27 protein-coding genes and 1 pseudogene are annotated in these 26,043 nt (G+C 70.7%); 13 read left to right on the top strand and 15 right to left on the bottom strand.

Annotated elements, in window-relative coordinates:
- Positions 1–53: 53 nt before the first annotated feature.
- Positions 54–482, bottom strand: a complete 429-nt coding sequence (locus ACWZEH_RS03480) for a PPOX class F420-dependent oxidoreductase (RefSeq protein ID WP_456195505.1) — start codon at positions 480–482, stop codon at positions 54–56.
- Between the two features lie 88 nt (positions 483–570).
- On the opposite strand from ACWZEH_RS03480, the gene ACWZEH_RS03475 reads away from it, so the two are divergent.
- Positions 571–984, top strand: a complete 414-nt coding sequence (locus ACWZEH_RS03475; protein WP_456195503.1) for a roadblock/LC7 domain-containing protein — start codon at positions 571–573, stop codon at positions 982–984.
- 126 nt (positions 985–1,110) lie between these two features.
- Positions 1,111–2,070, top strand: coding sequence for a DUF6397 family protein (locus ACWZEH_RS03470; protein ID WP_456195501.1), 960 nt, complete (start codon positions 1,111–1,113; stop codon positions 2,068–2,070).
- Between the two features lies 1 nt (position 2,071).
- On the opposite strand, the gene ACWZEH_RS03465 is transcribed toward ACWZEH_RS03470, so the two are convergent.
- Both ACWZEH_RS03465 and ACWZEH_RS03460 read right to left on the bottom strand, forming a co-directional pair.
- On the bottom strand, positions 2,072–2,938 hold the full coding sequence (locus tag ACWZEH_RS03465; RefSeq protein ID WP_456195499.1) for an acyl-CoA thioesterase: 867 nt from the start codon (positions 2,936–2,938) through the stop codon (positions 2,072–2,074).
- A gap of 19 nt (positions 2,939–2,957) precedes the next feature.
- Positions 2,958–5,471, bottom strand: a complete 2,514-nt coding sequence (locus ACWZEH_RS03460; RefSeq protein WP_456195498.1) for a DEAD/DEAH box helicase — start codon at positions 5,469–5,471, stop codon at positions 2,958–2,960.
- A 145-nt stretch (positions 5,472–5,616) separates the two neighbouring features.
- Here ACWZEH_RS03460 and ACWZEH_RS03455 point away from each other — a divergent pair, with 145 nt between their 5' ends.
- Positions 5,617–6,411 (top strand): metal-dependent hydrolase, encoded by a 795-nt coding sequence (locus ACWZEH_RS03455; RefSeq protein WP_456195496.1) that lies wholly within the window; start codon positions 5,617–5,619, stop codon positions 6,409–6,411.
- A 67-nt stretch (positions 6,412–6,478) separates the two neighbouring features.
- Here the strand turns inward: ACWZEH_RS03455 and ACWZEH_RS03450 are convergent, their stop codons facing one another.
- Together ACWZEH_RS03450 and ACWZEH_RS03445 are read right to left on the bottom strand one after the other, a co-directional pair.
- Positions 6,479–6,733 (bottom strand): type B 50S ribosomal protein L31, encoded by a 255-nt coding sequence (locus ACWZEH_RS03450; RefSeq protein ID WP_456195494.1) that lies wholly within the window; start codon positions 6,731–6,733, stop codon positions 6,479–6,481.
- Between the two features lie 180 nt (positions 6,734–6,913).
- The gene (locus tag ACWZEH_RS03445) at positions 6,914–7,384 is read right to left on the bottom strand and encodes a DUF5709 domain-containing protein (protein WP_456195492.1); all 471 of its coding nucleotides are present in this window, start codon (positions 7,382–7,384) and stop codon (positions 6,914–6,916) included.
- Positions 7,385–7,682: 298 nt separating this feature from the next.
- Here ACWZEH_RS03445 and ACWZEH_RS03440 point away from each other — a divergent pair, with 298 nt between their 5' ends.
- Positions 7,683–7,922 carry an ArsR/SmtB family transcription factor gene (locus ACWZEH_RS03440; RefSeq protein WP_456195491.1) on the top strand — a complete coding sequence of 80 codons (240 nt, stop codon included), beginning with the start codon at positions 7,683–7,685 and terminating at the stop codon, positions 7,920–7,922.
- Between the two features lie 73 nt (positions 7,923–7,995).
- Here the strand turns inward: ACWZEH_RS03440 and ACWZEH_RS03435 are convergent, their stop codons facing one another.
- Positions 7,996–8,409, bottom strand: a complete 414-nt coding sequence (locus ACWZEH_RS03435; protein WP_456195490.1) for an arsenate reductase ArsC — start codon at positions 8,407–8,409, stop codon at positions 7,996–7,998.
- A 91-nt stretch (positions 8,410–8,500) separates the two neighbouring features.
- Between ACWZEH_RS03435 and ACWZEH_RS03430 the strand changes: the two genes are divergently transcribed.
- The 3 genes from ACWZEH_RS03430 (at position 8,501) to ACWZEH_RS03420 (ending at position 11,167) form a co-directional block, all read left to right on the top strand.
- Positions 8,501–8,809 carry an ArsR/SmtB family transcription factor gene (locus tag ACWZEH_RS03430; RefSeq protein ID WP_456195488.1) on the top strand — a complete coding sequence of 103 codons (309 nt, stop codon included), beginning with the start codon at positions 8,501–8,503 and terminating at the stop codon, positions 8,807–8,809.
- Positions 8,806–9,915 (top strand): ACR3 family arsenite efflux transporter, encoded by a 1,110-nt coding sequence (gene arsB / locus ACWZEH_RS03425; RefSeq protein WP_456195486.1) that lies wholly within the window; start codon positions 8,806–8,808, stop codon positions 9,913–9,915. The genes ACWZEH_RS03430 and arsB overlap by 4 nt, the downstream gene beginning before the upstream one ends.
- Positions 9,916–10,105: 190 nt before the next feature.
- Positions 10,106–11,167: an ArsO family NAD(P)H-dependent flavin-containing monooxygenase gene (locus ACWZEH_RS03420; protein WP_456195484.1), complete on the top strand. Its 1,062-nt coding sequence runs from the start codon at positions 10,106–10,108 to the stop codon at positions 11,165–11,167.
- Between the two features lie 172 nt (positions 11,168–11,339).
- Here the strand turns inward: ACWZEH_RS03420 and ACWZEH_RS03415 are convergent, their stop codons facing one another.
- The 3 genes from ACWZEH_RS03415 to ACWZEH_RS03405 all read right to left on the bottom strand — a co-directional run bounded on the left by ACWZEH_RS03415 (position 11,340) and on the right by ACWZEH_RS03405 (position 15,688).
- The gene (locus ACWZEH_RS03415) at positions 11,340–13,121 is read right to left on the bottom strand and encodes an ABC transporter ATP-binding protein (RefSeq protein WP_456195482.1); all 1,782 of its coding nucleotides are present in this window, start codon (positions 13,119–13,121) and stop codon (positions 11,340–11,342) included.
- Complete coding sequence (locus ACWZEH_RS03410) at positions 13,118–14,965, bottom strand: ABC transporter transmembrane domain-containing protein (protein ID WP_456195480.1); 1,848 nt, start codon at positions 14,963–14,965, stop codon at positions 13,118–13,120. Before ACWZEH_RS03410 ends, ACWZEH_RS03415 begins: the two co-directional genes overlap by 4 nt.
- 255 nt (positions 14,966–15,220) lie before the next feature.
- Entirely contained in the window at positions 15,221–15,688 is a 468-nt protein-coding gene (locus tag ACWZEH_RS03405; RefSeq protein ID WP_456195478.1) for a MarR family winged helix-turn-helix transcriptional regulator, read from the bottom strand.
- Positions 15,689–15,875: 187 nt separating this feature from the next.
- Here ACWZEH_RS03405 and ACWZEH_RS03400 point away from each other — a divergent pair, with 187 nt between their 5' ends.
- Together ACWZEH_RS03400 and mltG are read left to right on the top strand one after the other, a co-directional pair.
- Positions 15,876–17,678, top strand: a complete 1,803-nt coding sequence (locus tag ACWZEH_RS03400) for an ABC transporter ATP-binding protein (RefSeq protein ID WP_456195476.1) — start codon at positions 15,876–15,878, stop codon at positions 17,676–17,678.
- A gap of 43 nt (positions 17,679–17,721) precedes the next feature.
- Positions 17,722–18,582, top strand: coding sequence for an endolytic transglycosylase MltG (gene mltG, locus ACWZEH_RS03395; RefSeq protein ID WP_456195474.1), 861 nt, complete (start codon positions 17,722–17,724; stop codon positions 18,580–18,582).
- A 56-nt stretch (positions 18,583–18,638) separates the two neighbouring features.
- Here the strand turns inward: mltG and ACWZEH_RS03390 are convergent, their stop codons facing one another.
- Positions 18,639–19,751, bottom strand: coding sequence for an NAD(P)-binding domain-containing protein (locus ACWZEH_RS03390; protein WP_456195472.1), 1,113 nt, complete (start codon positions 19,749–19,751; stop codon positions 18,639–18,641).
- Positions 19,752–19,865: 114 nt separating this feature from the next.
- Between ACWZEH_RS03390 and ACWZEH_RS03385 the strand changes: the two genes are divergently transcribed.
- Positions 19,866–20,288, top strand: coding sequence for a YjbQ family protein (locus ACWZEH_RS03385; RefSeq protein ID WP_456195471.1), 423 nt, complete (start codon positions 19,866–19,868; stop codon positions 20,286–20,288).
- A gap of 67 nt (positions 20,289–20,355) precedes the next feature.
- The gene (locus tag ACWZEH_RS03380) at positions 20,356–20,931 is read left to right on the top strand and encodes a recombinase family protein (RefSeq protein ID WP_456195470.1); all 576 of its coding nucleotides are present in this window, start codon (positions 20,356–20,358) and stop codon (positions 20,929–20,931) included.
- 134 nt (positions 20,932–21,065) lie between these two features.
- On the opposite strand, the gene ACWZEH_RS03375 is transcribed toward ACWZEH_RS03380, so the two are convergent.
- Entirely contained in the window at positions 21,066–21,959 is an 894-nt protein-coding gene (locus ACWZEH_RS03375) for a hypothetical protein (RefSeq protein WP_456195469.1), read from the bottom strand.
- Positions 21,960–22,376: 417 nt separating this feature from the next.
- Here ACWZEH_RS03375 and ACWZEH_RS03370 point away from each other — a divergent pair, with 417 nt between their 5' ends.
- A complete protein-coding gene (locus tag ACWZEH_RS03370) occupies positions 22,377–22,559 on the top strand; it encodes a hypothetical protein (protein WP_456195468.1) in 183 nt (60 codons plus the stop codon).
- Between the two features lie 116 nt (positions 22,560–22,675).
- Here ACWZEH_RS03370 and ACWZEH_RS03365 read toward each other — a convergent pair.
- Both ACWZEH_RS03365 and ACWZEH_RS03360 read right to left on the bottom strand, forming a co-directional pair.
- A pseudogene (locus tag ACWZEH_RS03365) lies at positions 22,676–23,416 on the bottom strand (SCO6880 family protein); the annotation flags it as partial.
- A 66-nt stretch (positions 23,417–23,482) separates the two neighbouring features.
- On the bottom strand, positions 23,483–23,671 hold the full coding sequence (locus ACWZEH_RS03360) for a division/cell wall cluster transcriptional repressor MraZ (protein ID WP_456195467.1): 189 nt from the start codon (positions 23,669–23,671) through the stop codon (positions 23,483–23,485).
- Between the two features lie 230 nt (positions 23,672–23,901).
- Here ACWZEH_RS03360 and ACWZEH_RS03355 point away from each other — a divergent pair, with 230 nt between their 5' ends.
- Complete coding sequence (locus ACWZEH_RS03355) at positions 23,902–24,348, top strand: very short patch repair endonuclease (RefSeq protein ID WP_456199419.1); 447 nt, start codon at positions 23,902–23,904, stop codon at positions 24,346–24,348.
- On the opposite strand, the gene ACWZEH_RS03350 is transcribed toward ACWZEH_RS03355, so the two are convergent.
- Together ACWZEH_RS03350 and ACWZEH_RS03345 are read right to left on the bottom strand one after the other, a co-directional pair.
- On the bottom strand, positions 24,299–25,057 hold the full coding sequence (locus ACWZEH_RS03350; RefSeq protein WP_456195466.1) for a transposase family protein: 759 nt from the start codon (positions 25,055–25,057) through the stop codon (positions 24,299–24,301). The genes ACWZEH_RS03355 and ACWZEH_RS03350 overlap by 50 nt on opposite strands.
- Positions 25,058–25,227: 170 nt before the next feature.
- A protein-coding gene (locus ACWZEH_RS03345) for an IS5 family transposase (protein ID WP_456199417.1) occupies positions 25,228–26,024 on the bottom strand; the annotation gives its coding sequence in 2 pieces (ribosomal slippage) (positions 25,228–25,686 and positions 25,689–26,024; 795 coding nt in all).
- Positions 26,025–26,043: the final 19 nt, after the last annotated feature.

Raw genomic sequence — 26,043 nt, 5'->3', positions numbered from 1 at the left:
CCGGACGCGATCGCGCGCGGCCGAGCCACCGGATCCGGCCACCGGCCCGGCGGTCAGTCCGCGACGTTCTTCTCCGCCAGGACCTTCTCGACGGCGACGCGGACGAGGAGTTCGCCCGGCACGCCGTTGCGCTCCCCGAACTCCTCGGCGCGGTCCTCGCCCATGTACCGTGCGGCGATCCGTGTGGCCCAGCGCACCAGGTCCCCGGCGTCCCCGGAGATCCGTGCCCGGCCCCGCAGCACCACGAAGGCGAACGGCGGCCGGTCGTCGTCCACGCACAGGGCGACCCGCCCGTCACGGGCGAGGTTGTGTCCCTTCACCGTCGCCTCGCCGGTGTTGAACACGATGTCGTCCCCGTCGAGCACGAACCAGATCGGGGCCACGTGCGGACTGCCGTCGGCGCACACGGTGGAAAGCTTGGCGGTCCGGGTTCCGTACGAGACGAACTCCCGCCATTCCTCGTCGGTCATCCTCTGCCCCATGGCTTCTATCCTCCTTGTCCGGTGCCCGCTCGTGGGGAAGGCTGGCGGAGGAATCTGCACGGGGCAGAGCAAGGGGGAGATTCACGGCATGACACAAAACCGGGGACTCGGCTGGCTGCTGGACGACCTGACCCAGCGAGTCGAGGAGGTGCGGCACGCACTGGTCCTGTCCAACGACGGACTGGTGACCGGGAGGAGCACGGGGCTGCGAAGCGAGGACGCGGAGTACTTGGCCGCCGTGTCGTCCGGACTGCACAGTCTGGCCAAGGGCTCCGGACAGCACTTCGGCGCGGGCGGGATGCGCCAGACGATGATCGAGTTCGACGACGCGGTGCTCTTCGTCACCGCGGCCGGCGCCGGCAGCTGCCTGTGCGTGCTCAGCGGGGCCGAGGCCGACATCGGCCGGATCGCGTACGAGATGACCCTGCTGGTCAACAGGGTCGGCGAACATCTGGACGTGGACGCCCGCCGACCGGAACCCGAGGACCCCGCAGGCGGCTGACCTGCACGTTCGTCGACCTCCGCGGAGTTGTCCACAGGCTCGCCACGAAGAGTGACGAACCGGATACGTTTTCTCCGGGCGACGCACCCGGCGTCGGCCGCACGCACTCCACGGGGGGAGACGACCATGTCCGAAAACACCGCCACACACGACGTCGCGACTGTTGGTTCCCGGGTCACGGCAGGCCGCGTGGCACGGGAACCCGGCCTCGGGGCAAGCGAGTTCGACCTCGCCGTGGACCTCGGCCGGATCCGCGTCACCTCCGGTGAGCGGGGCGCCGGCCGCCGCGTCGGCCGTGACGAGCTCCAACGGCTGCAGACCCGTCCAGGTCCCCCAAAGGCCCTGCGGGAGAGCGTCAGGACGGTGGGCACCACGGAGGGCGCGCTGCTCATGGGGGTGACCAAGGGCCGGTTCACGCGCCTGGCCCGGCTGGGACTGCTGGTCCCCGCGAGGTTCTGCCTCAACCGCCACCGTGCCGTGGTCTGGTTCTATCCCGCCGAGGAACTACGGCAGTTCACGGCGGACGAGAAGAACACCGTGCTGCTGAGGGGCCGCACGCCCGACAACCTCGGGGGACAGCTCGACACCGGCCTCGACCTGCGGGCCCGTAACTGGCGCACCCGCCGTCTCGCCGTTCTGCTCCGAAGGGCCACCGACCCGTGGTCGCGCGCCGGAGCCCTCGCCTCCCTGCTCGATCCACCGCACGTCGCCGAGGTGGTCAGGGACCCCTACGAACGTTCCCACCTCAGCCGGTTCTGTCCCGGGCGGCCTTCCCACGGAGCCCCGGGCTCACCAGCCGCCGTCCTCGCGGAGACCCTCGTGACCGCTCAGGACCCCGACGAGATCGCCCGGCTCCAGGCGGACCTGGCACGGCTGCTGGCGCAGGCCCGCGAACACCTGGCCGGCGTCCCGCCCGGCTTCCGCCCCCCACCGCCCCGCACCGGCGGGGCCGACGCCCCGGGAGCCGGAGCGCCCACGCGGGATGTTCCGTGCGCTGCTCGTCCGGTGGCGCGGCAGAAGGCGAGGGCCGGGCGCCCGGCGACGGCTGCCCGGCGGGGCGGCCGTCCCGGGTGGTCCGCCCTGTGATCTACAGGGCCCGGAACAGGCCCTCCTGAACGACGGACACCAGCATCCGCCCCTCACGGTCGTAGATCCGCCCCCGGGCCAGACCGCGCCCGCCCACGGCGATCGGTGACTCCTGGTCGTACAGGAACCACTCGTCCGCGCGGAACGGGCGGTGGAACCACATCGCGTGGTCGAGTGATGCCATGTCGAAGCCGCGCGGACCCCACAAGGGTTCCACCGGGAGCCGGACGGCGTCCAACAGTGTCATGTCACTGGCGTAGGTCAGGGCGCAGGTGTGCACCAGCGGATCGTCGCCGAGCGGGCCCACCGCGCGCATCCACACGGCGCTGCGCGGTTCGGCGTCCTTGACGTCGTCCGGGTCCCAGCGCAGCCGGTCCGCGTAGCGGATGTCGAAGGGCTGACGGCGGGCCATCCGCTCCAACTGCTCCGGCAGCTCGCCCAGATGCTCGCGGATCTCCTCCGTGACCGTCGGCAGCGACTCCGGATCCGCGACCTCGCGGGCCGGCGGCAGCTGGTGCTCGAAACTCCCCTGTTCAGGCTTGTGGAAGGAGGCGGTGAGAGTGAAGATCGTGCGGCCCTGCTGCACGGCGGTGACCCGGCGGGTCGTGAACGACCGGCCGTCCCGCACCCGTTCGACCTGGTACACGATCGGAACCCCGGGCCGGCCGGGGCGCAGGAAGTACGCGTGCAGCGAGTGCACGGGGCGGTCGCCCTCCGTGGTACGGCCCGCGGCGACGAGCGCCTGGCCTGCCACCTGGCCGCCGAAGACCCGCTGCAGCGACTCCTGCGGACTGCGGCCACGGAAAATGTTGACCTCGATCTGCTCCAGGTCGAGCAGGGCGACGAGGCTCTCGGTCGGGTTCGTCATGGGCACATCGCTCCTGCGTTCACAGCTGGCCGACATCGGTGACCCGGAGGACCGCACGGCCCTCCGCGTCGGAGGCGGTGAGGTCGACCTGGGCGCTGACGCCCCAGTCGTGGTCGCCGTTCGGGTCGTCGAAGATCTGCCGGACCCGCCACAGGCCGTTGTCCGGCTCCTCTTCGATCAGCAGCAGCTTGGGACCGCGGGCGTCGGGGCCGGTGCCGAGTTCCTCGTACTCGTCCCAATACCTGTCCATGGCCTCGCCCCAGGCGCCGGCGTCCCAGCCGGCCTCGGCGTCCAGCTCGCCCAGCGCGTCCACCTGGTCCAGAGCGGCCAGTTCGACACGGCGGAACATGGCGTTGCGGACCAGGACACGGAAGGCGCGCGCGTTGGCGGTGACCGGCTTGACCTGGTCGGCCTTCTCCTGGGCCTCCTCGGCGGTCATCTCCGCGGGGTTGGCCAGCTGCTCCCACTCGTCCAGCAGACTCGAGTCGACCTGACGCACCATCTCGCCCAGCCAGGCGATCAGATCCTGGAGATCCTCGGACTTCAGGTCGTCCGGGACGGTGTGCTCCAGGGCCTTGTAGGCGCTGGCCAGGTACCGCAGCACGATGCCCTCGGTCCGGGCCAGTTCGTAGTGGGACACCAACTCGGTGAAGGACATGGCCCGTTCGTACATGTCCCGCACCACGGACTTCGGCGACAGCGGATGGTCACCGACCCACGGGTGACTCTTGCGGTAGGTGTCGTACGCGTGGAAGAGCAGCTCCTCCAACGGCTTCGGGTACGTGATGTCCTGGAGGCGCTCCATGCGCTCCTCGTACTCGACGCCGTCCGCCTTCATCAGGGCGACCGCCTCGCCGCGCGCCTTGTTCTGCTGTGCGGCGAGGATCTGGCGAGGGTCGTCCAGCGTGGACTCCACCACGGACACCATGTCGAGCGCGTAGGACGGCGACTCGGGGTCCAGCAGCTCGAACGCGGCCAGCGCGAAGGTGGACAGCGGCTGGTTCAGCGCGAAGTCCTGCTGCAGGTCCACGGTGAGCCGGACGATCCGCCCCTCGGCGTCCGGGCTGTCCAGCTTCTCGACGATGCCGCCGTCCAGCAGCGAGCGGTAGATGGCGATCGCCCGCCGGATGTGCCGGAGCTGCTGTTTGCGCGGCTCGTGGTTGTCCTCGAGGAGGTGTCGCATCGCATCGAAGGCGTTGCCGGGTCGGGCGATCACCGACAGCAGCATGGTGTGCGTCACCCGGAAACGGGAGGTCAGCGGCTCTGGATCGGAACCGATGAGCTTCTCGAAGGTCTGCTCCGACCAGGCGACGAATCCCTCCGGCGCCTTCTTGCGGACCACCTTGCGGCGCTTCTTCGGGTCGTCGCCCGCCTTGGCCAGCGCCTTCTCGTTCTCGACGACGTGCTCGGGGGCCTGCGCGACGACGAACCCCTCGGTGTCGAAGCCGGCCCGGCCGGCCCGGCCCGCGATCTGGTGGAACTCGCGGGCCCGCAGCGTGCGCACCCGGTTCCCGTCGTACTTGGTCAGGGCGGTGAACAGCACCGTGCGGATCGGGACGTTGACCCCCACGCCCAGCGTGTCCGTACCGCAGATGACCTTCAGCAGGCCGGCCTGGGCGAGCTTCTCCACCAGCCGCCGGTACTTGGGCAGCATGCCGGCGTGGTGCACACCGATGCCGTGCCGCACGTAACGGGACAGGTTGCGGCCGAACTTGGTGGTGAAGCGGAAGCTGCCGATCAGGTCGGCGATCTTTTCCTTCTCCTCGCGCGTGCACATGTTGATGCTCATCAGCGCCTGCGCCCGCTCCACCGCCTGGGCCTGCGTGAAGTGCACGATGTAGACCGGTGCCTGCCGGGCCGCCAGCAGGTCCGTGAGCGTCTCGGTGAGCGGCGTGTAGCGGTACTCGTAGGACAGTGGGACCGGCCGGGTCGCCGAACGGACCACCGACGTGGGACGGCCGGTGCGGCGGGCGAGGTCCTTCTCGAAGAAGGAGACGTCGCCGAGCGTCGCCGACATCAGCACGAACTGCGCCTGCGGCAGTTCCAGCAGCGGAATCTGCCAGGCCCAGCCCCGGTCCTGCTCCGCGTAGAAGTGGAACTCGTCCATGACGACCTGGCCGACGTCGGCGTTCCTGCCGTCGCGCAGCGCGATCGACGCCAGCACCTCGGCGGTGCAGCAGATGACCGGGGCATCGGCGTTCACGGACGCGTCGCCGGTCAGCATGCCGACGTTCTCCGTGCCGAAGATCTTGCACAGTTCGAAGAACTTCTCCGACACCAGCGCCTTGATCGGCGCGGTGTAGAAAGTGACCTCGTCCCGCGCCAGCGCGGCGAAGTGCGCGGCGGCCGCGATCATGCTCTTGCCCGAGCCGGTGGGTGTCGAGACGATCACGTTCGCCCCGGAGACCACCTCGATCAGCGCCTCCTCCTGGTGGGGATAGAGCGTGAGACCGCGTTCCCCGGACCACGACTCGAAGGCTTGGTACAGGGCGTCGGGGTCTGCGGTCGGCGGCAGCTGATCGATGAGGGTCACGCACCCATCTTGCCTGCCGCCGGGCCCCGCGCGGGAATCGGATTCGGTCAGGAAGATCGCGAACGCTACGCTGTGTCGCCGAAGGGGCGGCAGCGCACCTGGTCAACCGGACAGCGGCACAGGAAGAACAGGGTGGGCAACGGGGATGATGGGACCAGCACACTCACTGTCGGGTGCCGCGGCGTGGCTCGGAGTGGGCGCGGCGATGGCAGCCGCAGGGAAACCGATGCCCTGGCCGGTGCTTCTGGTCGGCGCGCTGATATGCGCCGGCGCCGCCCTCGCTCCGGACCTGGACCACAAGGCCGCGACGATATCGCGGTCCTTCGGGCCGGTGTCCCGGAGGCTGTGCGAGATCGTCGACAAGCTCTCGTACTCCGTCTACAAGGCCACCCGCAAACCGGGCGACCCGCGCCGCTCCGGCGGCCACCGCACCCTCACCCACACATGGCTGTGGGCGGTCCTGATCGGAGGGGGCGCGTCCGTCCTGGCGATCACGGGCGGCCGGTGGGCGGTGCTGGCGCTCCTCTTCGTCCACATGGTGCTGGCCATCGAGGGCCTGCTGTGGCGGGCGACCCGGGGCACCAGCAGCGAGGTCCTGGTGTGGCTGCTCGCCGCGACCAGTGCCTGGATCCTCGCGGACATCCTGGACCAGCCGGGCAACGGCGCCGACTGGCTGTTCACGGAACCGGGCCAGGAGTACCTGTGGCTGGGACTGCCGATCGTCCTGGGCGCGCTGGTGCACGACATCGGCGATGCCCTGACCATCTCCGGCTGCCCGATCCTGTGGCCCATACCGGTGGGCCGCAGGCGCTGGTACCCCCTCGGGCCGCCGAAGGCGATGCGGTTCCGGGCGGGCAGCTGGGTGGAGATCAAGGTGCTGATGCCAGGGTTCATGCTGCTCGGCGGCGTGGGCTGTGCGGCCGCGCTCAACGTGATCTGAGGCACGGACGAAGGAGCCGTGCCCCTCGCCAGGTGGCCGGCGGCCCGGTGGTCACCTGGCCGCCGGCTCAGCCGGAGCTTTCACCGCCGTAGCGGCGCTCGAAGCGGGCGACGCGTCCTTCCGTGTCCACGGTCCGTGCCTTTCCCGTGTAGAAGGGGTGGCTCTCCGAGGAGATCTCCACCTCCACGACCGGATAGGTCTCGCCGTCGTCCCACTCGATCGTCTGTTCGCTGGTCGCGGTGGACCGGGTCAGGAACGCGTATCCGGCCGCCCGGTCGCGGAAGACGACGGGGTGGTAGTCGGGGTGCTTGTCCTGCTGCATGGGGATGCTCCTCGTGCGAGGTGGGCGATGCGTGCGGCGCGCGGTGCGACCGATCCCGTCGGCCCGGACGACCGGAACGGCCCGGGCGAACCGGACCACCGGGACCGTTCGGGTGACGGACCAGCCGTCCGGACGGCCGGCTCCGGCCCTGCCGAGGGCCGTGGCCGGGAAACAGTGGCGTCAGCCGGGCAGGTTGTCCTCGTCGACGACATGCATGGCGGCCTCCTCGGCCGAGGCCGCCGCCCCGTCGATGCCGACGTCCGTGGCGACCAGGGCGGTCTCCTCGTCCTCGTGGGCCCCTTCGTCGGGAGCCACGAGCCGGCCGGAGCGCGCGGTGCCGACCTCGTTGTCCAGGAGTTCGCCGTCGGTGCCCTCGCTGTCGCCGAGCCCGTCACCGTCAAAGGCGGCGGGCTCGGGCAGCTCCTCGGCGAGCCGCTGGTCCAGGGTCTCGCCCGTCCTGCGCTCCGACGCCGTCACCCCGCGGTGCTCCACGGCCCATGGCCGTTCGGGAGGGGACCAGCCCCGGTCGAGGGGATCGTCGACGCCGTCGTTCTCGAGAGTGTCCTCGGCGTCGAGCAGTCCGGCGTCGTCCTGGACCTCGGACCCGTCGGGCTGGTAGACGTCGTCTCCCCAACCGCCGGCTCTGTTCACGGGGACCTCCAGGGGGTGGGGACGGGCCCGTTCCCGCCGTGGCCCGCTGCGGGCCGCGCCTGCACGGGGCACCGGCATCATCCGCACCCCGGTTCTCCGGGCGTCCCCCGAGCCGGTGCCTGACTCCACCCTTCCACCCTGATTCGGCTCCGCGCAACGGCACGGTCCGTACCCGGCGGCGCCCGGTGACGGACCGTGCACACGGCGAATCCGCGCCCGGACCCGCCCCACACCGCACCTGGGACCGGCCGATCGCGCACGGCCCACCACGCCGTTCCCCGGCCTCGCAGGCCTGCTCATGGAGCGGGACGAGGCCGAGCGGCCGGCCCTCATGCGCAAGGCCATCGCCGACCCCACCAGGCTGCGGATCCTCCGCGTCATCGAGCGTGCGCCGACCGGCGAAGCCCGTGTGGGAGACCTCGCCGACCGCCCGGGCTTCCGGCAGCCGACCGTGCGCCGTCACTTGAAGATCATGACCGAGGCGGGCCTGCTGAACCACGAACGCCGCGGCACCTGGTCGTGGTACTCGGTGAACTAGGTGTAGAGCGCCGCGGTGCAGCCCGCGGGGCCGGAGCCGATGACGACGACGTCGCGGACGTCCGTGGTGGTGCTCATGCCGTCTTCTCCGGCGCGATCTCCTCGATCAGGTCCTCGACCAGCGCCTTGATCTCGTCGCGGATCGGGCGGACGGCCTCGACGCCCTGGCCGGCCGGGTCCTCCAGCGTCCAGTCCAGGTAGCGCTTGCCGGGGAAGACCGGGCAGGTGTCGCCGCAGCCCATGGTGATGCAGACGTCCGACTCCTTGACCGCGTCGACGGTCAGGATCTTCGGGGTCTCGGCGGAGATGTCGATGCCGACCTCGCGCATGGCCTCGACGGCGGCCGGGTTGACCCGGTCGGCGGGTGTGGAGCCGGCGGAGCGGACCTCGACGCGGTCCCCGGCCAGGTGGCTCAGCCACGCGGCGGCCATCTGGGAGCGGCCGGCGTTGTGGACGCAGACGAAGAGCACGGAGGGCTTGTCGGACATCAGAGGTCTCTCTTGTCTCACGACGGAATCAGGTGCACGTGAGGTCGGCACCCGGTGGTGTCAGCCACCACTGATGTGAGAGTATCAGCCCATGATGACGTCAGTCGACACTGACCTGATCCGGGTGCTGGCCGACCCGCTCAGGCTGCGAATCGTGACCCTGCTCGCCCAAGAGACGCTGTGCACCACCCACCTGGTGGAGGAGACCGGCGCCCGGCAGACCAACCTCTCCAACCATCTGCGGGTGCTGCGCGAGGCCGGGGTGGTCGAGACGGAGCCGTGCGGCCGCTACACGTACTACAAGCTGCGCCCCGACGTCCTCGCCACGCTCGCCGGCCGGTTCGCCGACCTGGCCGAGTCCGCCCGCAACGCCGCCGAGAACAAGAGGGCCTGTCCGTGACCCGCACCGAAGCACCCGCGACCACCGGCGGGGAAACGTCGATCGCCGCGAAGATGTCGACGCTCGACCGCTTCCTCGCCGTATGGATCCTCCTCGCGATGGTCCTCGGCCTGGGCCTGGGCCGCGCCATCCCGGGACTGAACGACGTCCTGGCGAAGGTGGAGATCGGCGGCATCTCGCTGCCCATCGCCGTCGGCCTGCTGATCATGATGTACCCGGTCCTGGCCAAGGTCCGCTACGACAGGCTCGACGCCGTCACGGGCGACCGGAAGCTGATGATCTCCTCACTGGCCGTCAACTGGGTGGCCGGCCCGGCGGTCATGTTCGCCCTGGCCTGGATCTTCCTGCCGGACCTGCCCGAGTACCGCACCGGCCTGATCATCGTCGGTCTCGCCCGCTGCATCGCCATGGTCATCATCTGGAACGACCTGGCCTGCGGCGACCGCGAGGCGGCGGCCGTCCTGGTCGCCCTCAACTCGGTCTTCCAGGTCCTGGCCTTCGGTCTGCTCGGCTGGTTCTACCTCGACCTGCTGCCCGGCTGGCTGGGCCTCGGCGACGGCGAGAACCTCGACATCTCGATGTGGAAGATCGCCCTGAACGTCGTCGTCTTCCTCGGTGTCCCGCTGCTGGCCGGGTTCCTCACCCGCCGCGTCGGCGAGAAGAAGCTCGGCCGCGAGAGGTACGAGAACGGCTTCCTGCCGAAGATCGGCCCCTGGGGGCTGTACGGCCTGCTCTTCACGATCGTCGTCCTCTTCGCCCTGCAGGGCAAGACCATCACCTCGCAGCCGCTGGACGTCGCCCGCATCGCGCTGCCCCTGCTGGTCTACTTCGCCGTGATGTGGTTCGGCACCTTCGCCCTCGGCAAGGCGATCGGCCTCGCCTACGACCGGACCACCACCCTCGCCTTCACCGCGGCGGGCAACAACTTCGAACTGGCCATCGCCGTGGCCATCGCCACCTTCGGCGTCACCTCCGGCCAGGCCCTCTCCGGCGTCGTCGGCCCGCTCATCGAGGTGCCGGTCCTGATCGGCCTGGTCTACGTGTCCCTGGCCTGGCGCAGGAAGTTCACCCCGTCCACACTGACCACCGACGGAAGGGACCACTGATGCACCGCCCGGGCCGCCGCGCACGGGGGACGGCCGACACGGCCGCCGGTGTCCGCCACGAGCACGCGCTCGTCGTGAACCGTGGCGCGCGCGGGGGAGCCGTACGCGGGGCGCCCCGCCCCGGACGACCCGGCGAGGTCATGCTCCGCACCGTACGGTGCACCACGCGCGGGGCGGCGGCGCGGGCGGTATGACACAGCACACTGACGTGGTGGTGATCGGCGGCGGTCAGGCAGGGCTCGCCGCCGGCTACCACCTGCGCCGCCAGGGCCTGGACTTCGTCGTCCTCGACGCCCAGGCCACTCCTGGCGGGGCCTGGCAGCACACCTGGAACTCGCTGCACCTGTTCTCGCCGGCCGCCTTCTCCTCCCTCCCCGGCCGCCTCATGCCGACGCAGCCGGGCGAGGAGTACCCCGACGCCGGACACGTGGTGGCGTACTTGAGCGACTACGAGAAGCGGTACGAGCTTCCCGTGCAGCGGCCGGTCCGGGTGCTCGGCGTGCACGACGACGGACGGCTGCTGAGAGTGGAGAGCGACTCCGGCACCTGGCACGCGCGCGCGGTGATCAGCGCGACCGGTACCTGGTGGCGCCCCTTCCTCCCCGCCGTCCCGGGCCGTGATGACTTCGAGGGCCGGCAACTGCACACCGTCTCCTACCGGAGGCCGCAGGACTTCGCGGGCCGCCGTGTGATCGTCGTCGGGGGCGGCAACTCGGGTGCGCAGATCGCCGCCGACCTCGCGTACGACACCGAGCTGACCTGGGTGACCCGGCGTCCGCCCCGCTTCCTCGCCGACGACATCGACGGCCGCGCCCTGTTCGACGCGGCCACCGCCCGCCGCCGCGCCCTCGACGAAGGCCGCACCGACACCGGAGGCGTCGCCTCGCTCGGTGACATCGTCGCCGTACCACCGGTGCGCGAGGCCCGGGACGCCGGACTGCTCATGACGGCGCCCATGTTCGTCCGCCTCGAGCGCGGCGGAGTCGTCCGGGCCGACGGTACGCGGGCGCCCGCCGACGCGGTGATCTGGTGCACCGGCTTCCGGCCGGCCCTCTCGCACCTGTCACCCCTGGGCCTGCGCGGCCCTCGCGGCCACATCGCCACCCAGGGCACCCGCTCCGTGGAGGAACCCCGCCTGCACCTCCTCGGTTACGGCGACTGGACGGGCCCTGCCTCCGCCACGCTCATCGGCGTCGGACGGCCGGCTCGCGACGCGGCCCGCGAGATCGCCGGACTCCTCGGTGCCCGGTGATGACCCACCCGGTGTCGGCCCAACGTGCTGATCACCATGCCGACCGAGCAGGAAAGCCGGCGTCCGCGCCGGGCGAGCCGGGTCGCGAACTCACGGGTGGCGCCGCCGAAGTCGCAGCGGATCGGCGTCCGCAGTCCCCGCCGGCGCTGTTTCGGCAGTCGGGCGAGGGAGATCACCCGTGCCAGGAGCGCCACAGTGCCGCGTAGGCGCCGTCCGCCGCGACCAGCTCGTCGTGGCTGCCCAGCTCGCTGATGCGGCCCTCCTCGACGACGGCGATGACGTCCGCGTCATGTGCGGTGTGCAGGCGGTGGGCGATGGCGACGACGGTGCGGCCGTCCAGAACGCGGGCCAGTGAGCGTTCCAGGTGCCGGGCCGCGCGGGGGTCGAGCAGCGAGGTCGCCTCGTCCAGCACCAGCGTGTGCGGATCGGCCAGGACCAGGCGGGCCAGCGCGATCTGCTGTGCCTGGGCCGGGGTGAGCGCCAGCCCGCCCGAGCCGACCTCGCTGTCGAGGCCCTCGTCGAGCGCACGCGCCCAGCCGTCCGCGTCGACCGCGCCGAGCGCCGCCCACAACTCGGCGTCCTCGGCACCCGTCCGGGCGAGCCGCAGGTTGTCGCGCAGGGAACCCACGAAGACGTGGTGCTCCTGGTTGACCAGGGCCACATGGGTACGGACGTGTTCCGCGGTCATCCGGGACAGCTCGGCGCTGCCCAGGGTCACCGCGCCGTCCCGGGGCGCGTAGACCCCGGCGAGCAGCCGTCCCAGGGTGGACTTGCCCGCGCCCGACGGGCCGACCAGAGCCAGCCTGGTGCCGGGCGCGACCTCGAGCGACACCTTGCGCAGCACGTCGACGCCCTCGTGGTAGCCGAAGTGCACCCGCTCGGCCCGCACATGGCGCCCGTCGGGGACCAAGGAGGCGTCACCGGCGTCGGGCTCGATGTCCCGTACCCCGACCAGCCGGGCCAGCGACACCTGGGCCACCTGCAACTCGTCGTACCAGCGCAGGATCAGCCCCACCGGGTCGACGAGCATCTGCGCCAGCAGCGCTCCGGTCGTCAACTGGCCGACACCGATCCAGCCCTGCAGGACGAAGACACCGCCGATCATCAGCACCGAGCCGAGCACGGTCACATGGGTGATGTTGACGACGGGGAAGAGCACCGACCGCAGCCACAGCGTGTAGCGCTCCCAGGCCGTCCACTCCTTGACCCGCTGGTCCGACAGCCTCACCCGGCGCTCGCTGAGGCGGTGCGCCTCGATGGTCCGTCCCGCGTCCACGGTCTCGGCGAGCGCCGCGGCCACGGCGGCGTACCCGGCGGCCTCGGAGCGGTACGCGGCTGGCGCCCGCCGGAAGTACCAGCGGCAGCCGGCCACCAGCAGCGGAACGGCGACCAGCACGGCCGGCGCCAGTTCGGGGGCCGTGACGACCAGACCGCCCAGCAGTAGCACCACCCACACCACACCGATGGCCAGCTGGGGCACCGCCTCGCGCATCGCGTTGCCGAGCCGGTCGATGTCGGTCGTGATCCGGGACAGCAGGTCCCCCGTCCCGGCCCGCTCCAGTACACCGGGCGGCAGCCCGACCGACCTCACCAGGAAGTCCTCACGCAGATCGGCCAGCATCCGCTCGCCGAGCATCGCCCCGCGCAGCCGCACCTGCCGCACGAACACCGCCTGGACGACCAGCGCCAGCACGAACAGTGCGGCGGTGAGCCCCAGGTGGAGCTCCCGCGTGCGGTCCGAGACGCGTTCCACCAGGTCGCCCAGCAGATACGGGCCGACCATCGAGGAGATCACCGCGACGGTGTTCACCGTGATCAGGAGCACGAAGGCCCTGCGATGCCTGCGGAGCAGCTCACCCACATAGGCACGGACGGTGGTGGGCGCGCCCACGGGCAGGGTGCCGGCCGTGGTCGGGGCCGCCGGGTCGTAGGACGGTGGCGCCACGCCGATCATGCTGTCTCCTCGATCTCCATGAGCTGGTCCAGGCCGGCCAGGCCGGCCGTTTCGGCCCGTGCCCCGTTCTTCGCCCGGGGCTGTGCCTCGGTCCGCGGCCCGGTCTCCGCCTCCGTCTCGCGGGTCACCACGGCCCGGTACCGGGGCTCGGCACGCACCAGTTCGCGGTGGCCGCCGACGGCCACGGCCGTCCCGTCGTGCAGGAAGACCACCTGGTCCGCCCGGTCCAGCAGCAGGGGCGACGAGGTGAAGACCACGGTCGTACGGCCCGACCGCAGTTCCCGCAGGCCCTCGGCGATCCGGGCCTCGGTGTGCGAGTCGACGGCGGAGGTCGGCTCGTCCAGAACGAGGACCTCCGGGTCGGTGACCAGCGACCGGGCCAGCGACAGCCGCTGCCGCTGGCCGCCGGAGAGGGACCGTCCGCGCTCGGTGAGCTGCGCGTCCATCGGGTCCGCGGCGTCGGGTGAACCCTGCACCAGCGCCGCCAGTACGTCCCCGCACTGCGCGGCGGCCAGTGCCTCGCGCGCCTCGACGGCCCCGGACGCGGGGACGTCGAGCAGTTCGCGCAGCGTGCCGGACAGCAGCACCGGATCCTTGTCCTGGACGAGGACGGAGCTGCGCGCGGAGTCCAGCGGCAGTTCGTCGAGCGGCACGCCGCCGAGCAGCACCGAGCCGTCCCGCGCGGCGTGCGCCGCGTGTCCGCCGAGCCGTTCGGCGAGGTGTCCCGCCGCGTCCGGGTCCCCGCACACCACCGCGGTGAGCCGTCCCGCCGTGGCGAGCAGGCCGGTCGCCGGATCGTACAGGTCGCCGGAGGGCCGCTCGGGGCCGCGCGTGCCGGCGGTGTCCATGGCCCGCTCCAGCGACAGCACCCGCGCCGCGCGCTTGGCCGACGGCCGGGAGAAGGAGTAGGCCATCGCGATCTCCTCGAAGTGGCGCAGAGGATACGCGAGCAGCATCACCGAGCTGTAGACGGTGACCAGTTCACCCACGGCGATCCGCCCCTGACGGGCCAGATGAACTCCGTAGCAGACCACCGTGATCAGCAGGAGTCCCGGCAGCAGCACCTGGATCGCGGCGATCAGGGACCACATCCGGGCGCTGCGGACGGCGGCGTGGCGGACTTCCTGGGACGCACGGCGGTAGCGGTCCAGGAACAGCTCCTCGCCTCCGATGCCGCGCAGCACGCGCAGTCCGGCGACCGTGTCCGAGGCGAGTTCCGTGGCCCGGCCGGCCTTCTCCCGCTGGACGTCGGCCCGCCGGGTGGCGGGGGGCAGCAGCGGCAGGACCGCGAGCGCCAGCAGGGGCAGGCCCACGACGACGACCACACCGAGCGCGGGCTGGTAGAGAACCAGGCCGACGCAGACCAGCACGATGGTGACCAGGGCCGCGGTGAACCGGGACAGGGCCTCGACGAACCAGCCGATCTTCTCGACGTCACCGGTGGAGACGGCCACGACCTCGCCGGCCGCGACGCGCCGGGTCAGCGCGGAACCCAGGGTCGCGGTCCTGCGGGCCAGCAACTGCTGGACACGGGCGGCCGCGGTGATCCAGTTGGTGACGGCGGCCCGGTGCAGGAAGGTGTCGCCGATCGCGTTGCCCGCGCAGGCCAGGGCCATGAGTCCGCCCGCCAGGGCGAGCCGGGTGCCGGAACGGTCGACGGCGGCCTGGACGCCGATGCCCACGCAGAACGGGAGCGAGGCGACGGAGGCGAAGTGGAGCAGTCCCCAAGCCAGGGACTTGAGCTGGCCCGGCAGCTGATTCCGAAAGAGCCACCGCAGGAATCGGGGGCCCGAGCGGGCGTCGGGCACGCCCGGGTCGGGATACGGAAGGTCTTGGATCTGCATGACGTCCCAGTGGCTCGCGGAGGCGGGGCCGCGCGCCGTCCTTTGACGGCGGCGACAGCAAACCGTGACAGGTTGACGCCGCCGCGTGCCGCAAAGCAAACGATTTTCCACGCCGTCGCACAGAACCGGCTCGATCCGCCGGACGGGAACCCCGTGGCACACCGGACCGGCACGACAGGGACCGCCGGGCGCCCATGGCGCGGCGCACCGGCCGACGGCGCCACGAGGCCTCGGAACAGTTCCCCGCGCGGCGGCTCAGCAGGACGCGTCGCGGTGCTGCGGGGTGGCGGACGTCCCGTCGACCAGTGTGTCCAGCAGCGCGCCGAGAACCTCGCGCTGCTCGTCCGCCAGCGGAGCCAGGATCTCCTCCGCGGCGGCCCTGCGCGCGGCGTGCAGCTCCCGCAGGGCCGCGTGTCCCTCGTCGGTGAGCTCGATCCGGATCACCCGTCGATTGGCCGGATCGGGCACCCGCCGCACCTTGCCGCCGGCCTCCAGCCCGTCGACCAGCGTGGTCACGGCGCGCGGCACGACCTCCAGCCGTTCGGCCAGGTCGGCCATGCGGGGCGGCGAGGCGTAGTGGGCGAGGCTGCGCAGCAGCCGGGACTGGGCCGGGGTGACGCCCAGCTCGCGCCGCACCAGATGGCGCTTCTGGATGCGGTGCACCCGGCGGGTCAGCCGAAGCAGCTGCTCGGCCAGCAGGCCGTCGGGGTCGGGGGTGGTCATGTGCGGAACAATATCAGCATGCCGCTCATTGTGAGTATAGGTAACAATGAGCTAGGCTCCGCTGTCCCGGCATCCCCGTGGCCGGCCCCTGACCGCCCCTGACCGCCCGTGGCCGACCCGGGGCGGCCACGGGGCGGCCACGGGCTCCCGCGCCCGGTTTCCCGCTCCCGAGCCCTCGAAGGAGACCATGCACCCCGACCATGAACCCGCCCGGAGCGCACCCGCGGGCGCCGAGGAGCAGCCCCGGCAGGTGCGTCGCATCCTGCGGCTGTTCCGCCCCTACCGGGGTCGCCTCGCGGTCGTCGGTCTGCTCGTCGGGGCGGCGTCGCTCGTCTCGGTCGCCACCCCGTTCCTGCTCAAGGCGATCCTCGACGTCGCGATCCCCGAGGGCCGCACCGGACTCCTCAGCCTGCTGGCCCTCGGCATGATCCTCAGCGCCGTCCTCACCAGTGTCTTCGGTGTGCTCCAGACGCTGATCTCCACGACCGTGGGCCAGCGCGTGATGCACGATCTGCGCACCGCCGTCTACGACCGGCTCCAGCGCATGTCGCTCGCCTTCTTCACCCGCACCCGCACCGGCGAGGTCCAGTCCCGCATCGCCAACGACATCGGCGGCATGCAGGCCACCGTGACCTCCACGGCGACCTCCCTGGTCTCCAACCTCACCAGCGTCGTCGCCACCGTCGTCGCGATGCTCGTCCTCGACTGGCGGCTGACCGTCGTCTCGCTGGTCCTGCTGCCGGCCTTCGTGTGGATCAGCCGCCGTGTCGGCAACGAACGCAAGAAGATCACCACCCAGCGTCAGAAGCAGATGGCCTCGATGGCCGCCACGATCACCGAGTCGCTGTCGGTCAGCGGCATCCTGCTGGGCCGCACCATGGGCCGGTCCGACTCGCTGACCAGTGCCTTCGCCGAAGAGTCCGACCGTCTGGTGGACCTGGAGGTCCGGTCGAACATGGCCGGCCGCTGGCGCATGGCCGTCATCACGATCGTCATGGCCGCCATGCCCGCCGTCATCTACTGGACCGCGGGCATCGCCCTGAGCACGAACGGCCCCGGGGTCTCCATCGGGACGATCGTCGCCTTCGTCTCGCTCCAGCAGGGCCTGTTCCGGCCGGCCGTGAGCCTGCTGTCGACCGGGGTCCAGATCCAGGCCTCGCTCGCGCTGTTCCAGCGCATCTTCGAGTATCTCGACCTCCCCGTGGACATCGCCGAGCGTACGGATCCGGTCCACCTGGACCGGGTGGGCGGCGAAGTCCGGTTCGAGAACGTCAGCTTCGGCTACGACGGCAAGGGCGGCCCCGTGCTCGACGGCATCGACATCACCGTCCCCGCCGGCACCAGCCTCGCGGTGGTCGGCTCGACCGGCGCCGGCAAGTCCACGCTGGGCCACCTCGTGCCACGGCTGTACGACGTCACCGGAGGCAGGGTCACGCTCGACGGCGTCGACGTGCGCGACCTCGACTTCGACACCCTGGCGCGCGCGGTCGGCGTCGTCTCCCAGGAGACGTATCTCTTCCACGCCTCCGTCGCCGACAACCTGCGGTTCGCGAAGCCCGACGCCACGGAGGAGGAACTCCGCGCGGCGGCCCGGGCGGCGCAGATCCACGACCACATCGCCGCCCTGCCCGACGGGTACGACACCGTCGTGGGGGAGCGCGGCCACCGCTTCTCCGGCGGTGAGAAGCAGCGCCTGGCGATCGCCCGGACCATTCTGCGCGACCCGCCCGTCCTCGTCCTCGACGAGGCCACCAGCGCGCTCGACACCCGTACCGAGGCCGCCGTCCAGCAGGCCATCGACGCGCTGTCGGCCGACCGGACCACGCTCACCATCGCCCACCGGCTCTCCACCGTCCGCGGCGCAGACCAGATCGTGGTGCTCGACGCGGGACGCGCGGTCGAACGCGGCACGCACGAGGAGCTCCTGGGGCGGGGCGGGCGGTACGCGGCCCTCGTCCGCAGGGACGCCCAACTGGAGCCGACAAGATGAAAATATGCCAGGTTTGTGACGATATGCGGGTTACCGTGCCCGCATGCAGACGAACACTCCGTCACGAAGCACGATCCGACTGACGCGCCGGGGGCGGCTCGCCCTCATCGCGACCGGGGCCGTCGTGGCCGGTACCGCCGTGGCGGTGCCCCTGCTCGTCCTGGGCGACGACGGCGACTCCCGCCCCACGAGCCTGGTGATCCCGGAGGGCCGACGGGCGAGTCAGGTGTACGCGGCCGTCGACACGGCCCTCGAACTGCCCGCGGGGAGCACGAGGAAGTCCCTCGCGAAGGCCGGCCTCAAACTGCCGGCCGACGCCGGGGGGAACCCGGAGGGCTACCTCTTCCCGGGGACGTATCCGCTGAAGGAGAAGGCGACGCCGGAGCAGTTGCTGGCGCTGATGGTCGAGACGGCCAACAAGAAGTTCAACGGAGCCCCCGTCGCCGCCGGTGCGCAGCGCAACGCGATGAACGTCTACCAGGCCGTCACCATCGCGAGCATCGTCCAGGCCGAGGCGCCCACCAAGGCCGACATGGGCAAGGTGGCCCGGGTGATCTTCAACCGCCTGGAGCGCGGGATGCCGCTGCAGATGGACTCGACGGTCGACTACGCCCTGGGCCGTACGACGCCCGGCGTCAAGGAGACGGACATCGAGGCCGGCAACGCCTACAACTCCTATACGCGCATGGGGCTGCCGCCCACCCCGATCGACAACCCCGGCGAGGAGGCGATGCGCGCGGCGATCAACCCGGTGCCGGGCGACTGGCTGTACTTCGTCACGGTCAAGCCGGGCGAGACCCGCTTCACCGCCGACTACAAGGAACACCAGAGCGACGTCGCCGAGTTCACCGCGCGGCAGCAGAAGGAGCGGCGGGAGAAGCAGGAACAGCCGGCGGAGAAGTGAGGTGACCCGTACCGGTCGCCCGCGCCGGACCGTGGTATGCTCCCCGGCCGTCCGCTTCAGACCGTGACGCGCTCCTTCGCCAGCAGGCGCCCGATGTCCCGTACGGCCGCACGTCCGGCGCGGTTGGCGCCGACAGTGCTGGCCGAGGGGCCGTAGCCGACGAGGTGCACGCGCGGATCGGCGACCGCCCGGGTGCCCTCGACCCGGATGCCGCCGCCGGGCTCCCGCAGTCGCAGCGGGGTGAGATGGCCGACGGCCGGACGGAACCCGGTCGCCCACAGGATGACGTCGGCCGCCACCCGTCGCCCGTCCTTCCACTCCACACCCTCCGGCGTGATCCGGTCGAACACCGGCTGCCGGTCCAGCACCCCGTCGGCGATGTTCCGGCGGATCGCGTCGGTCAGCGGCAGTCCCGTCACCGAGACGACACTGCGCGGCGGCAGCCCCTGCCGCACCCGCTCCTCGACCAGAGCCACGGCCGCCCGTCCCGCGTCCTCGTCGAAGGGGCCCTCACGGTAGACCGGGGGCCGCCGGGTCACCCAGGTGGTGTCCGCCGCGTACGGGGCGATCTCCATCAGATGCTGGGTGGCCGAGGCGCCTCCTCCCACCACGACGACCCGCCGGCCGGCGAACGCCTCGGGGCCCGGGTACCGGGCTGTGTGCAACTGCCACCCCCGGAACGTCTCCTGGCCCTCGTAGCGCGGCCAGAACGGCCGGTCCCAGGTGCCGGTGGCGTTGATCAGCGTCCGCGTCGACCAGGTGGCCGCCGAGGTCTCCACGAGCAGCCGCCCGCCGGTGCCCTCCCGGACCGCCCGCACCTTCACCGGTCGCCGTACCCGCAGGTCGAACACCCGCTCGTAGCGGTCGAAGTACTCGGTGACGACCTCGGAGGACGGCCGGGCCGGATCGGCGTCCGTGAGTTCCATGCCGGGCAGCGAGTGCATCCCGTGCACCTTGTCGTACGTGAGCGAGGGCCAGCGGTGCCGCCAGGCCCCGCCGGGGCCCGGGTTGTGATCGAGCACCACGAAGTCGCGCTCCGGCTCGAACCCGGTGCGCCGCAGGTGATAGGCGCTGGACAGCCCTGCCTGTCCGGCGCCCACCACGACCGACTCGACCTCGACCGACTCGACCTCGGAGGTCTGGTCCTCGGGCGCCACAGCCTCGCTCATGTAGTTCACGTTTCTACTAACGCTGTCGAGGGGGCACGTCTTCCCAGGGGCCGTTCCGGCCGCCCGGGGCTGCGGATCCCGGAGATCCCCGGCTCATGGGCCAGGATGGGACGTATGCCAGATGCCTTCAACACCCGGGTCCTGAACGTCGCCACCGGCTCCGTGGAGCGGATCGCCGACATCACCCGTGACTGCGAGTCCTTCCTGCGCGAGGTGGCGGCCGGCCGTGACGGACTGCTCAACGTCTTCGTCCCGCACGCCACCGCCGGCATCGCCGTCATCGAGACCGGCGCCGGCAGCGACGACGACCTCCTCGCGGCCCTGCACAGCCTGCTGCCGGCCGACGACCGCTGGCAGCACCGCCACGGCAGCCCCGGCCACGGCCGCGATCACGTCCTGCCCGCCATCGTCCCGCCGCACGCCACCCTGCCCGTACTGGGCGGACAACTGGAGCTGGGCACCTGGCAGTCCGTGTGCCTGGTCGACACGAACATTGCTAAAGACAACCGTCAGGTTCGTCTGAGCTTCCTCGGCTGACCAAGATCGTTCAGCTGGGGCGTGCCGCCGATTCTCCGTACCATGCGCGCTCGAACGGAGAGAAGAAATGCGCGGTACGGACCTCAATGCAGTTGAACGTCCTTACGACGGGTGCGGCAAGTGCCTGCTCGGAGTACGGCGGCTGTCGCGCGTGAAGCTGGCGACGTCTTCGCCCGAGCGCCAGCGAGAAAACGTGCTCACTGCCGCCGCATCCGTCGGGGCGCACATCATCGGTTGGGCGGACGACTGGGAAGTCTCCGGCGCCACGGATCCCGTGACCCGCCCCAGCCTGGGCCCGTGGCTCCGTGACGAGAGGGGCCCGTACGACGGCTTGGTCGCGGCAGCGGTGGACCGGCTCGGCCGCAATGTCGTCGACTGCCTGAACACCGGCTACAAGATGCGGGACGAGAAGAAGATGCTCGTCACGTACGGGCACGACGGAGCCTGGAACCTCGACGACCCCGCCGACGAGAACCGCTTCACCATGGAAGCCTGGGGCGCGCAGATGGAACTGCGTGCGATCCAGCGCAGGAACCGCGACGCCACCGTCAAGACCCGTGCCGCCGGCCGTCCGAAGGGCAAGCCATCGTACGGCTTTCAGGGGCCTTGGGACAAGGCCCCATGTTCCAAGGCCGACTCGTAGGGTGAAGACTTGGCAGAGGGCGTGCAGGCGCATGGGCGGCCGGCCTCGGCAACATGGCAGTCGAAGGGGTCCGGGATCTTGCCGAACCCGAGGCGCCGCCAGCACCGGGTAGCAGAGCTTCCGTATGTCAGGTTTCAACCGGAGGGCGTCAGGCCGGACTGGAGGAACGCCAGCAGTGGAGGCGGCATGATCACGCCGGGGGAGTCGAGTAGCTCCCACTGGCAGCCGGGCACCTTCTCTTCGAGATCTCGGAATACCTGCCGCATCAGTAACAGGCCCACGGACGTCGACGCCCGATCCGCCGGGGACCAGTAGCGATCACTAATCTCAGACATCAGTACGATTCCCGACGTAAGAGTTCTGCTCATCAGCCATTCGAAGGCCGCGCCATCCAGCTCGTCGGCCTGCAGCTCCGCTTCGACCCGTGCGCACAGGTCCAGAGCCCATTCCCGAGTCGCCTCGCTCGCCGCCCAAGCAGCCCGCAGGTCATCCAGGGCGGCTGTCTCCACCAGACGCAGCAGGGTGTCGTGAACAGGGCCGTCGGGGAGGGTGCTCATCCCACCGTCGGGCAGAAACACCTCCTGGGCAAGGTCCGGGACGTCCTCGACCGTGTACTCGGCCAGGGATGCCCACGGGTTGCCCCACCCCGCCGGCTGTATGGCCCGCAGCAGGTCACCGATTCCCTGCGGCGTGATGTCGGCGCCCCCGCGCAGCATCGTGGTCACCGCCGCAGCGGTGGCCTCCCCGTCGGACGGCCTCGAAGGTTCCGGGTTGCGGTCCAGTGCAACCAGCTCCGGCGGAGGCCACACCACCCCCCGGTCACGCATGCACCGGGCGATACCCTCGTCGATCCGACGCGCCCGAGCGGGAACAAGTCGGAGCCGCTGCCCGGAGGCGACCAACTCGTCGGCGACGCGCTCCGCCCACTCCTCCTCGTCCTCCCCTGCTTCTGGACCCTCCTCGCCAAGGCCGGCGCCCAGACCCCGGACAGCCTTTTCGAAGACTTCCCGTACGGTCTTCTCCGGCACCGGGTACCCCTCGCTGAACAGGGCCAGCGCCAGATGAGAGGGTCGAGCGCCCCTCCGTGCCAGCCGGGCGAGCGCCACGACCAGGACGAACGCCTCGTCGGTCGGAGCCGACGTACTCCCGCGCCCCCGGCCCAGCCACCGCACAGTGTTCCTCGGTAACAGCCCCGTCCGCCGCCACGACGCAAGCTGCTTCGCCGAAACCACAAAGCCGTGCCGGCGCGCGTGGCCGATGAGCTGCTGATCAGCGGACCCCAGATCACCCGTAGAAGACATGCCGCGAAGTTACCCAACTCCGCTGGAAGGGGACGTGCCTTTTGAATAGAACCCCCCCACCTTCACCAAGATCGGGCACACCACGCCTGGTCCTCTTGGGGAACCGCCGGAGTACACGGCCCCGGCAACGAACCAGGAGAGACCATGCTGACAAGCCTGCTCCCGACGACCTGCCCCCTGCCCTGCGCGCTGATCACGGCCCTGTACATCTGGATCACCGTGTACGTCGTCATCGTCGGCGTCGCCCTGGTCCATCCCTGCCGTTCCCGCCGGGCGGAGGCCCGCAAGATCCTGGACTGCCACACCCTCGCTCTTCGGATCCTGTAACCGAGGTGACTGTGGGATAACGACAGTGACCGCTCCGACACCACGGAGCGGTCACTGTCCGGACAGCGTCGATGACCGGCAGCTGCCGCGCCAGCTGCGATAGCACCGGAAGGCATGATGTCCTGGCACTCGATGGAGTCGCTTCGGAGTCGACCTGGCCGTGCCGACCCCGTTCGGCGGCGTCCGCGATCACACTGGCCTTCCTGCGCTGGACATCGCGCAGGTGGTGTCCAGCCCCTTCGGCTCGTACGACAGCGACAAGGTTTGCCGCCCCCCGGCGGTGAACAGCAGCTGGTGCAGGAAGCCCGCCGACGTCTCGGTGCGGGGCCAGTTCTCCACCAGTACGTGGAGTGGACGGCAGAGTCGGTCGCGATGTGGTCCGACTTCTCGACGACCACGACCACGACCCGGCTGACGGGGTCGGTCTCGGGACGCCCGGAGGAGGACCAACGGCCGAGCATGGAAAGGGCCTTGGGGTCTATGTTGTTCGCACGACTGCCGCGACCTCGTGGGCGGTGAGCCGGCCGGTGGGGTTGAGCCCGGCGGTGCACGCGGCCTGGTCGAAGGTCGAGGTCAACTGCGCCCGGACGCTGAAGGATTCGGTCAGACCGCCTCCGGCCTGGCTGATCAGGCGCCTGGCGGCCTTGGCGTCCAGCGAGAGCGCGACGTATGCCTCGCGCGGAGCCGCAGCCGGGCCCGCGCTCTGGATCAGCTCACTGTAGATCGCGCCGGCCGCCGGGGCAGTGGGTCGGCCATGTTCCTCCAAGTACCGGCGAAGGGCGTCGCCGGAGTCCGGCACGGGGCGCTCGATCACCTGGATCCGGGCGACCTGACCGGGTGCGGGCCAGTGCGGCGAGTTGCGATGTTGCTGCTCTGCTGGTGCAACGCTCAGAGCGCCCGGCTGTCGAGGCACCAAGCAGGGCCTACAGGGTGCCTCGCTCCAACAGGTCGCGCACCGCGTCCTCCTTGCGGCGGAGCACCAAGCGTCCGTCGCCCTCACTGTAGGCGAGGATGCGGTTCCCAGGGTCGAGTCCGGCCTCGGCGAGAAGTCCGAGAGGGAGTGAGACTCGCCCGTCGGCGTCGATGGTCAGCTCTACGGGGGTTCGGGACACGCGTGCAGTCTCCCACAGCGCCACTGCTGCATGCCGCTGCTGTCCCGGGGGGCGGTAGGTCATTCCCCTCTGGTCACTGCCTGTCGCTCACCGGGCAACGGGTGGTTGCTGGCTCCCCGAAGACCGCGGCAAGCTCGGCGATCCGATCGATGACGCAGTCGGATCACCCGCGAGTACGGGAGACTGGTCATATGTCGCCAATCGCATCGTCGGCCTCCGTTGCCGCGCGCATGAGTCGTCAGGCATCCCGCGACACCGCGCAGGAGCTGGCCGTACGTCGCCTGCTGCACAGCAGCGGGTTGAGGTACCGCGTGCACGTCCCTGTGCCCGGCATGCCCCGCCGGACGGTGGACATTCTGTTCGGCAGATTGAGGATCGCCGTGTTCCTCGACGGCTGTTTCTGGCACGGCTGCCCCGACCACGCGACGAGCCCTCGAGCGAACGCGGAGTGGTGGCGCACCAAGCTCGACCGCAACATCGCCCGTGACCGTGAGACGACGGAACACCTGACTTCGGCAGGCTGGACGGTGCTGAGGTTCTGGGAGCACGAGGCGCCCGAGAGCGTCGCGCAGCGGATCGCCGCTGAGGTGCAGGCGAGGCGGTCCGAACAGCGAGCCTTTTCCAACCTCATGCCGAGGCGTGATGAAGGACGAGGACGGCCTGGACGATCGCGGTGATGCGGTTGGTGGTGCTGCAGCGGAGCTTTCGTAGGAGGCGCCAGCCCTTCAGCGTGGCCATGGCCTGCTCGCCGAGGCAGCGGATCTTGGCGTGTGTGCTGTTGTGCCGGCGCTGCCACTGCTTGAGGCGGCGGCCGCGGAAGGGTACTCGGATGGAACCACCGGCACCTTGATACGCCTTGTCGGCCCAGCACTTGAGGTCGGCGTCGGTGAGCGCGTCGACGATGCCGTGGGTGCGGGCGGCGGTCAGGTCGTGGGTCGATCCGGGCAGGGCCGGTGAGGCCCACAGCAACCGCCCGAAGGGATCGGTGAGGACCTGGACGTTCATGCCGTGACGTTTGTGTTTGCCCGAGTAGTACGGGGTGTCGGCGGCGATCCGGTCGATTGGCAGCAGGGTGCCGTCCAGGATCACGAACGCCTTGGTCCGGGCGATGTCCATCGCCTCGGCCAGGGTGGGTGCGAGGGCGGCCAGCACATCGACGGCCTCGCGTATGTAGCGGTACACGGTTGCGACGCCGATACCGAACCCGGCGGCGAGCTGGGCGTAGGTGTCACCGCATCGCAGATGGGCCAGGGCGAGGAGAGCCTGACGGCTGGCGGTCAGCCGACGCCATCGGGTCCCGATCTCCCCTCGCCGGGCAGCGAGTCGTCCCGTCAGGCACCGCAGGGTGCGACTGGACAGGTCGATCGACGACGGGTAGACAAGCACGCGAAGCTCCTGGTGGCTACGGGCAATCTTGGTCGAGAACCCGTCTACCAGGAGCTTCGTCGTTCCACCGATCTGTCCGACACGCGGTCAGCACCGTCAGGCTGGAAAAGGCTCAGTGCGCTGGAGAGGCCTCTGACCTGGCGTCGGTCAGAGGCGGATTAGAGGTCGTCTCATTTGGTGAGTCGGCGGTAGCAGATGAGGGTGCAGGCGATGCTGGTGAAGGCTAGGAAGTGCTCGGCTTTGCGTTCGTAGCGGCGGTGCAGTCGACGGCAGCCGGCAAGCCAGGCCATGGTGCGTTCGATCGTCCAGCGGTGCCGGCCGAGTCGTTGGGAAGACTCGATGCCTTTGCGGGCGATGCGGTGGCGGATTCCGCGCGTGCGGAGCCAACGTCGCAGGTGGTTGTAGTCGTAGCCCTTGTCGGCGTGGAGCTTGGCGGGCCGGCGTCGGCGCGGTCCGCGACGGGAGCGGATCGGCGGGATGCCTCGCACGAGGGGTTCGAGGGCTTGACTGTCGTGCAGGTTCGCGCCTGAGATGCCGATGGACAGGGGCAGACCGGTCCGCTCGGTGATCAAGTGGATCTTCGACCCTTTCTTGCCCCGGTCTACAGGATTCGGACCCGTCAGCTCCCCCCTTTCAGGGCCCGCATGTTCACCGAGTCGATCGCACAGCGAGACCAGTCCAGCTTGCCGCGTGCACCCAGTTCGTCCAGGACCAGGCGGTGCAGTTTGGCCCAGACCCGGGCCTTGCTCCACTCGCTGAACCGCCGGTGGGCCGTCGGCCCCGAGGGCCCGAACGACGGAGGCAACTGCCGCCAAGTACAGCCCGACGTGGCCACGAAGATGATCGCCGCCAGAACTTCACGGTCTCCGTACCGCCGGCGGCCACCGCCCTGCGGCCGCGAGGGAGCGGGCGGCACCACCCGCTCGAACAGTTCCCACAACTCATCTGGCACCAGACGCTCAACGATCCCCACGACGCCAGACTAT

This window comes from Streptomyces yamdrokensis (genome assembly GCF_053890455.1).
Note: the sequence above shows the minus strand (reverse complement) of the source record. Positions and strands in the feature narration are given on the sequence as shown.

What these genes read in the sequence shown, in the direction of transcription:
- ACWZEH_RS03480 (WP_456195505.1), bottom strand. Translation starts at nt 482, where the DNA reads ATGGGGCAGAGGATGACCGACGAGGAATGGCGGGAGTTCGTCTCGTAC.
- ACWZEH_RS03475 (WP_456195503.1), top strand. Translation starts at nt 571, where the DNA reads ATGACACAAAACCGGGGACTCGGCTGGCTGCTGGACGACCTGACCCAG.
- ACWZEH_RS03470 (WP_456195501.1), top strand. Translation starts at nt 1,111, where the DNA reads ATGTCCGAAAACACCGCCACACACGACGTCGCGACTGTTGGTTCCCGG.
- ACWZEH_RS03465 (WP_456195499.1), bottom strand. Translation starts at nt 2,938, where the DNA reads ATGACGAACCCGACCGAGAGCCTCGTCGCCCTGCTCGACCTGGAGCAG.
- ACWZEH_RS03455 (WP_456195496.1), top strand. Translation starts at nt 5,617, where the DNA reads ATGATGGGACCAGCACACTCACTGTCGGGTGCCGCGGCGTGGCTCGGA.
- ACWZEH_RS03450 (WP_456195494.1), bottom strand. Translation starts at nt 6,733, where the DNA reads ATGCAGCAGGACAAGCACCCCGACTACCACCCCGTCGTCTTCCGCGAC.
- ACWZEH_RS03440 (WP_456195491.1), top strand. Translation starts at nt 7,683, where the DNA reads ATGGAGCGGGACGAGGCCGAGCGGCCGGCCCTCATGCGCAAGGCCATC.
- ACWZEH_RS03435 (WP_456195490.1), bottom strand. Translation starts at nt 8,409, where the DNA reads ATGTCCGACAAGCCCTCCGTGCTCTTCGTCTGCGTCCACAACGCCGGC.
- ACWZEH_RS03430 (WP_456195488.1), top strand. Translation starts at nt 8,501, where the DNA reads ATGATGACGTCAGTCGACACTGACCTGATCCGGGTGCTGGCCGACCCG.
- ACWZEH_RS03420 (WP_456195484.1), top strand. Translation starts at nt 10,106, where the DNA reads ATGACACAGCACACTGACGTGGTGGTGATCGGCGGCGGTCAGGCAGGG.
- ACWZEH_RS03415 (WP_456195482.1), bottom strand. Translation starts at nt 13,121, where the DNA reads ATGATCGGCGTGGCGCCACCGTCCTACGACCCGGCGGCCCCGACCACG.
- ACWZEH_RS03410 (WP_456195480.1), bottom strand. Translation starts at nt 14,965, where the DNA reads ATGCAGATCCAAGACCTTCCGTATCCCGACCCGGGCGTGCCCGACGCC.
- ACWZEH_RS03405 (WP_456195478.1), bottom strand. Translation starts at nt 15,688, where the DNA reads ATGACCACCCCCGACCCCGACGGCCTGCTGGCCGAGCAGCTGCTTCGG.
- ACWZEH_RS03400 (WP_456195476.1), top strand. Translation starts at nt 15,876, where the DNA reads ATGCACCCCGACCATGAACCCGCCCGGAGCGCACCCGCGGGCGCCGAG.
- mltG (WP_456195474.1), top strand. Translation starts at nt 17,722, where the DNA reads ATGCAGACGAACACTCCGTCACGAAGCACGATCCGACTGACGCGCCGG.
- ACWZEH_RS03390 (WP_456195472.1), bottom strand. Translation starts at nt 19,751, where the DNA reads ATGAGCGAGGCTGTGGCGCCCGAGGACCAGACCTCCGAGGTCGAGTCG.
- ACWZEH_RS03385 (WP_456195471.1), top strand. Translation starts at nt 19,866, where the DNA reads ATGCCAGATGCCTTCAACACCCGGGTCCTGAACGTCGCCACCGGCTCC.
- ACWZEH_RS03380 (WP_456195470.1), top strand. Translation starts at nt 20,356, where the DNA reads ATGCGCGGTACGGACCTCAATGCAGTTGAACGTCCTTACGACGGGTGC.
- ACWZEH_RS03370 (WP_456195468.1), top strand. Translation starts at nt 22,377, where the DNA reads ATGCTGACAAGCCTGCTCCCGACGACCTGCCCCCTGCCCTGCGCGCTG.
- ACWZEH_RS03355 (WP_456199419.1), top strand. Translation starts at nt 23,902, where the DNA reads ATGAGTCGTCAGGCATCCCGCGACACCGCGCAGGAGCTGGCCGTACGT.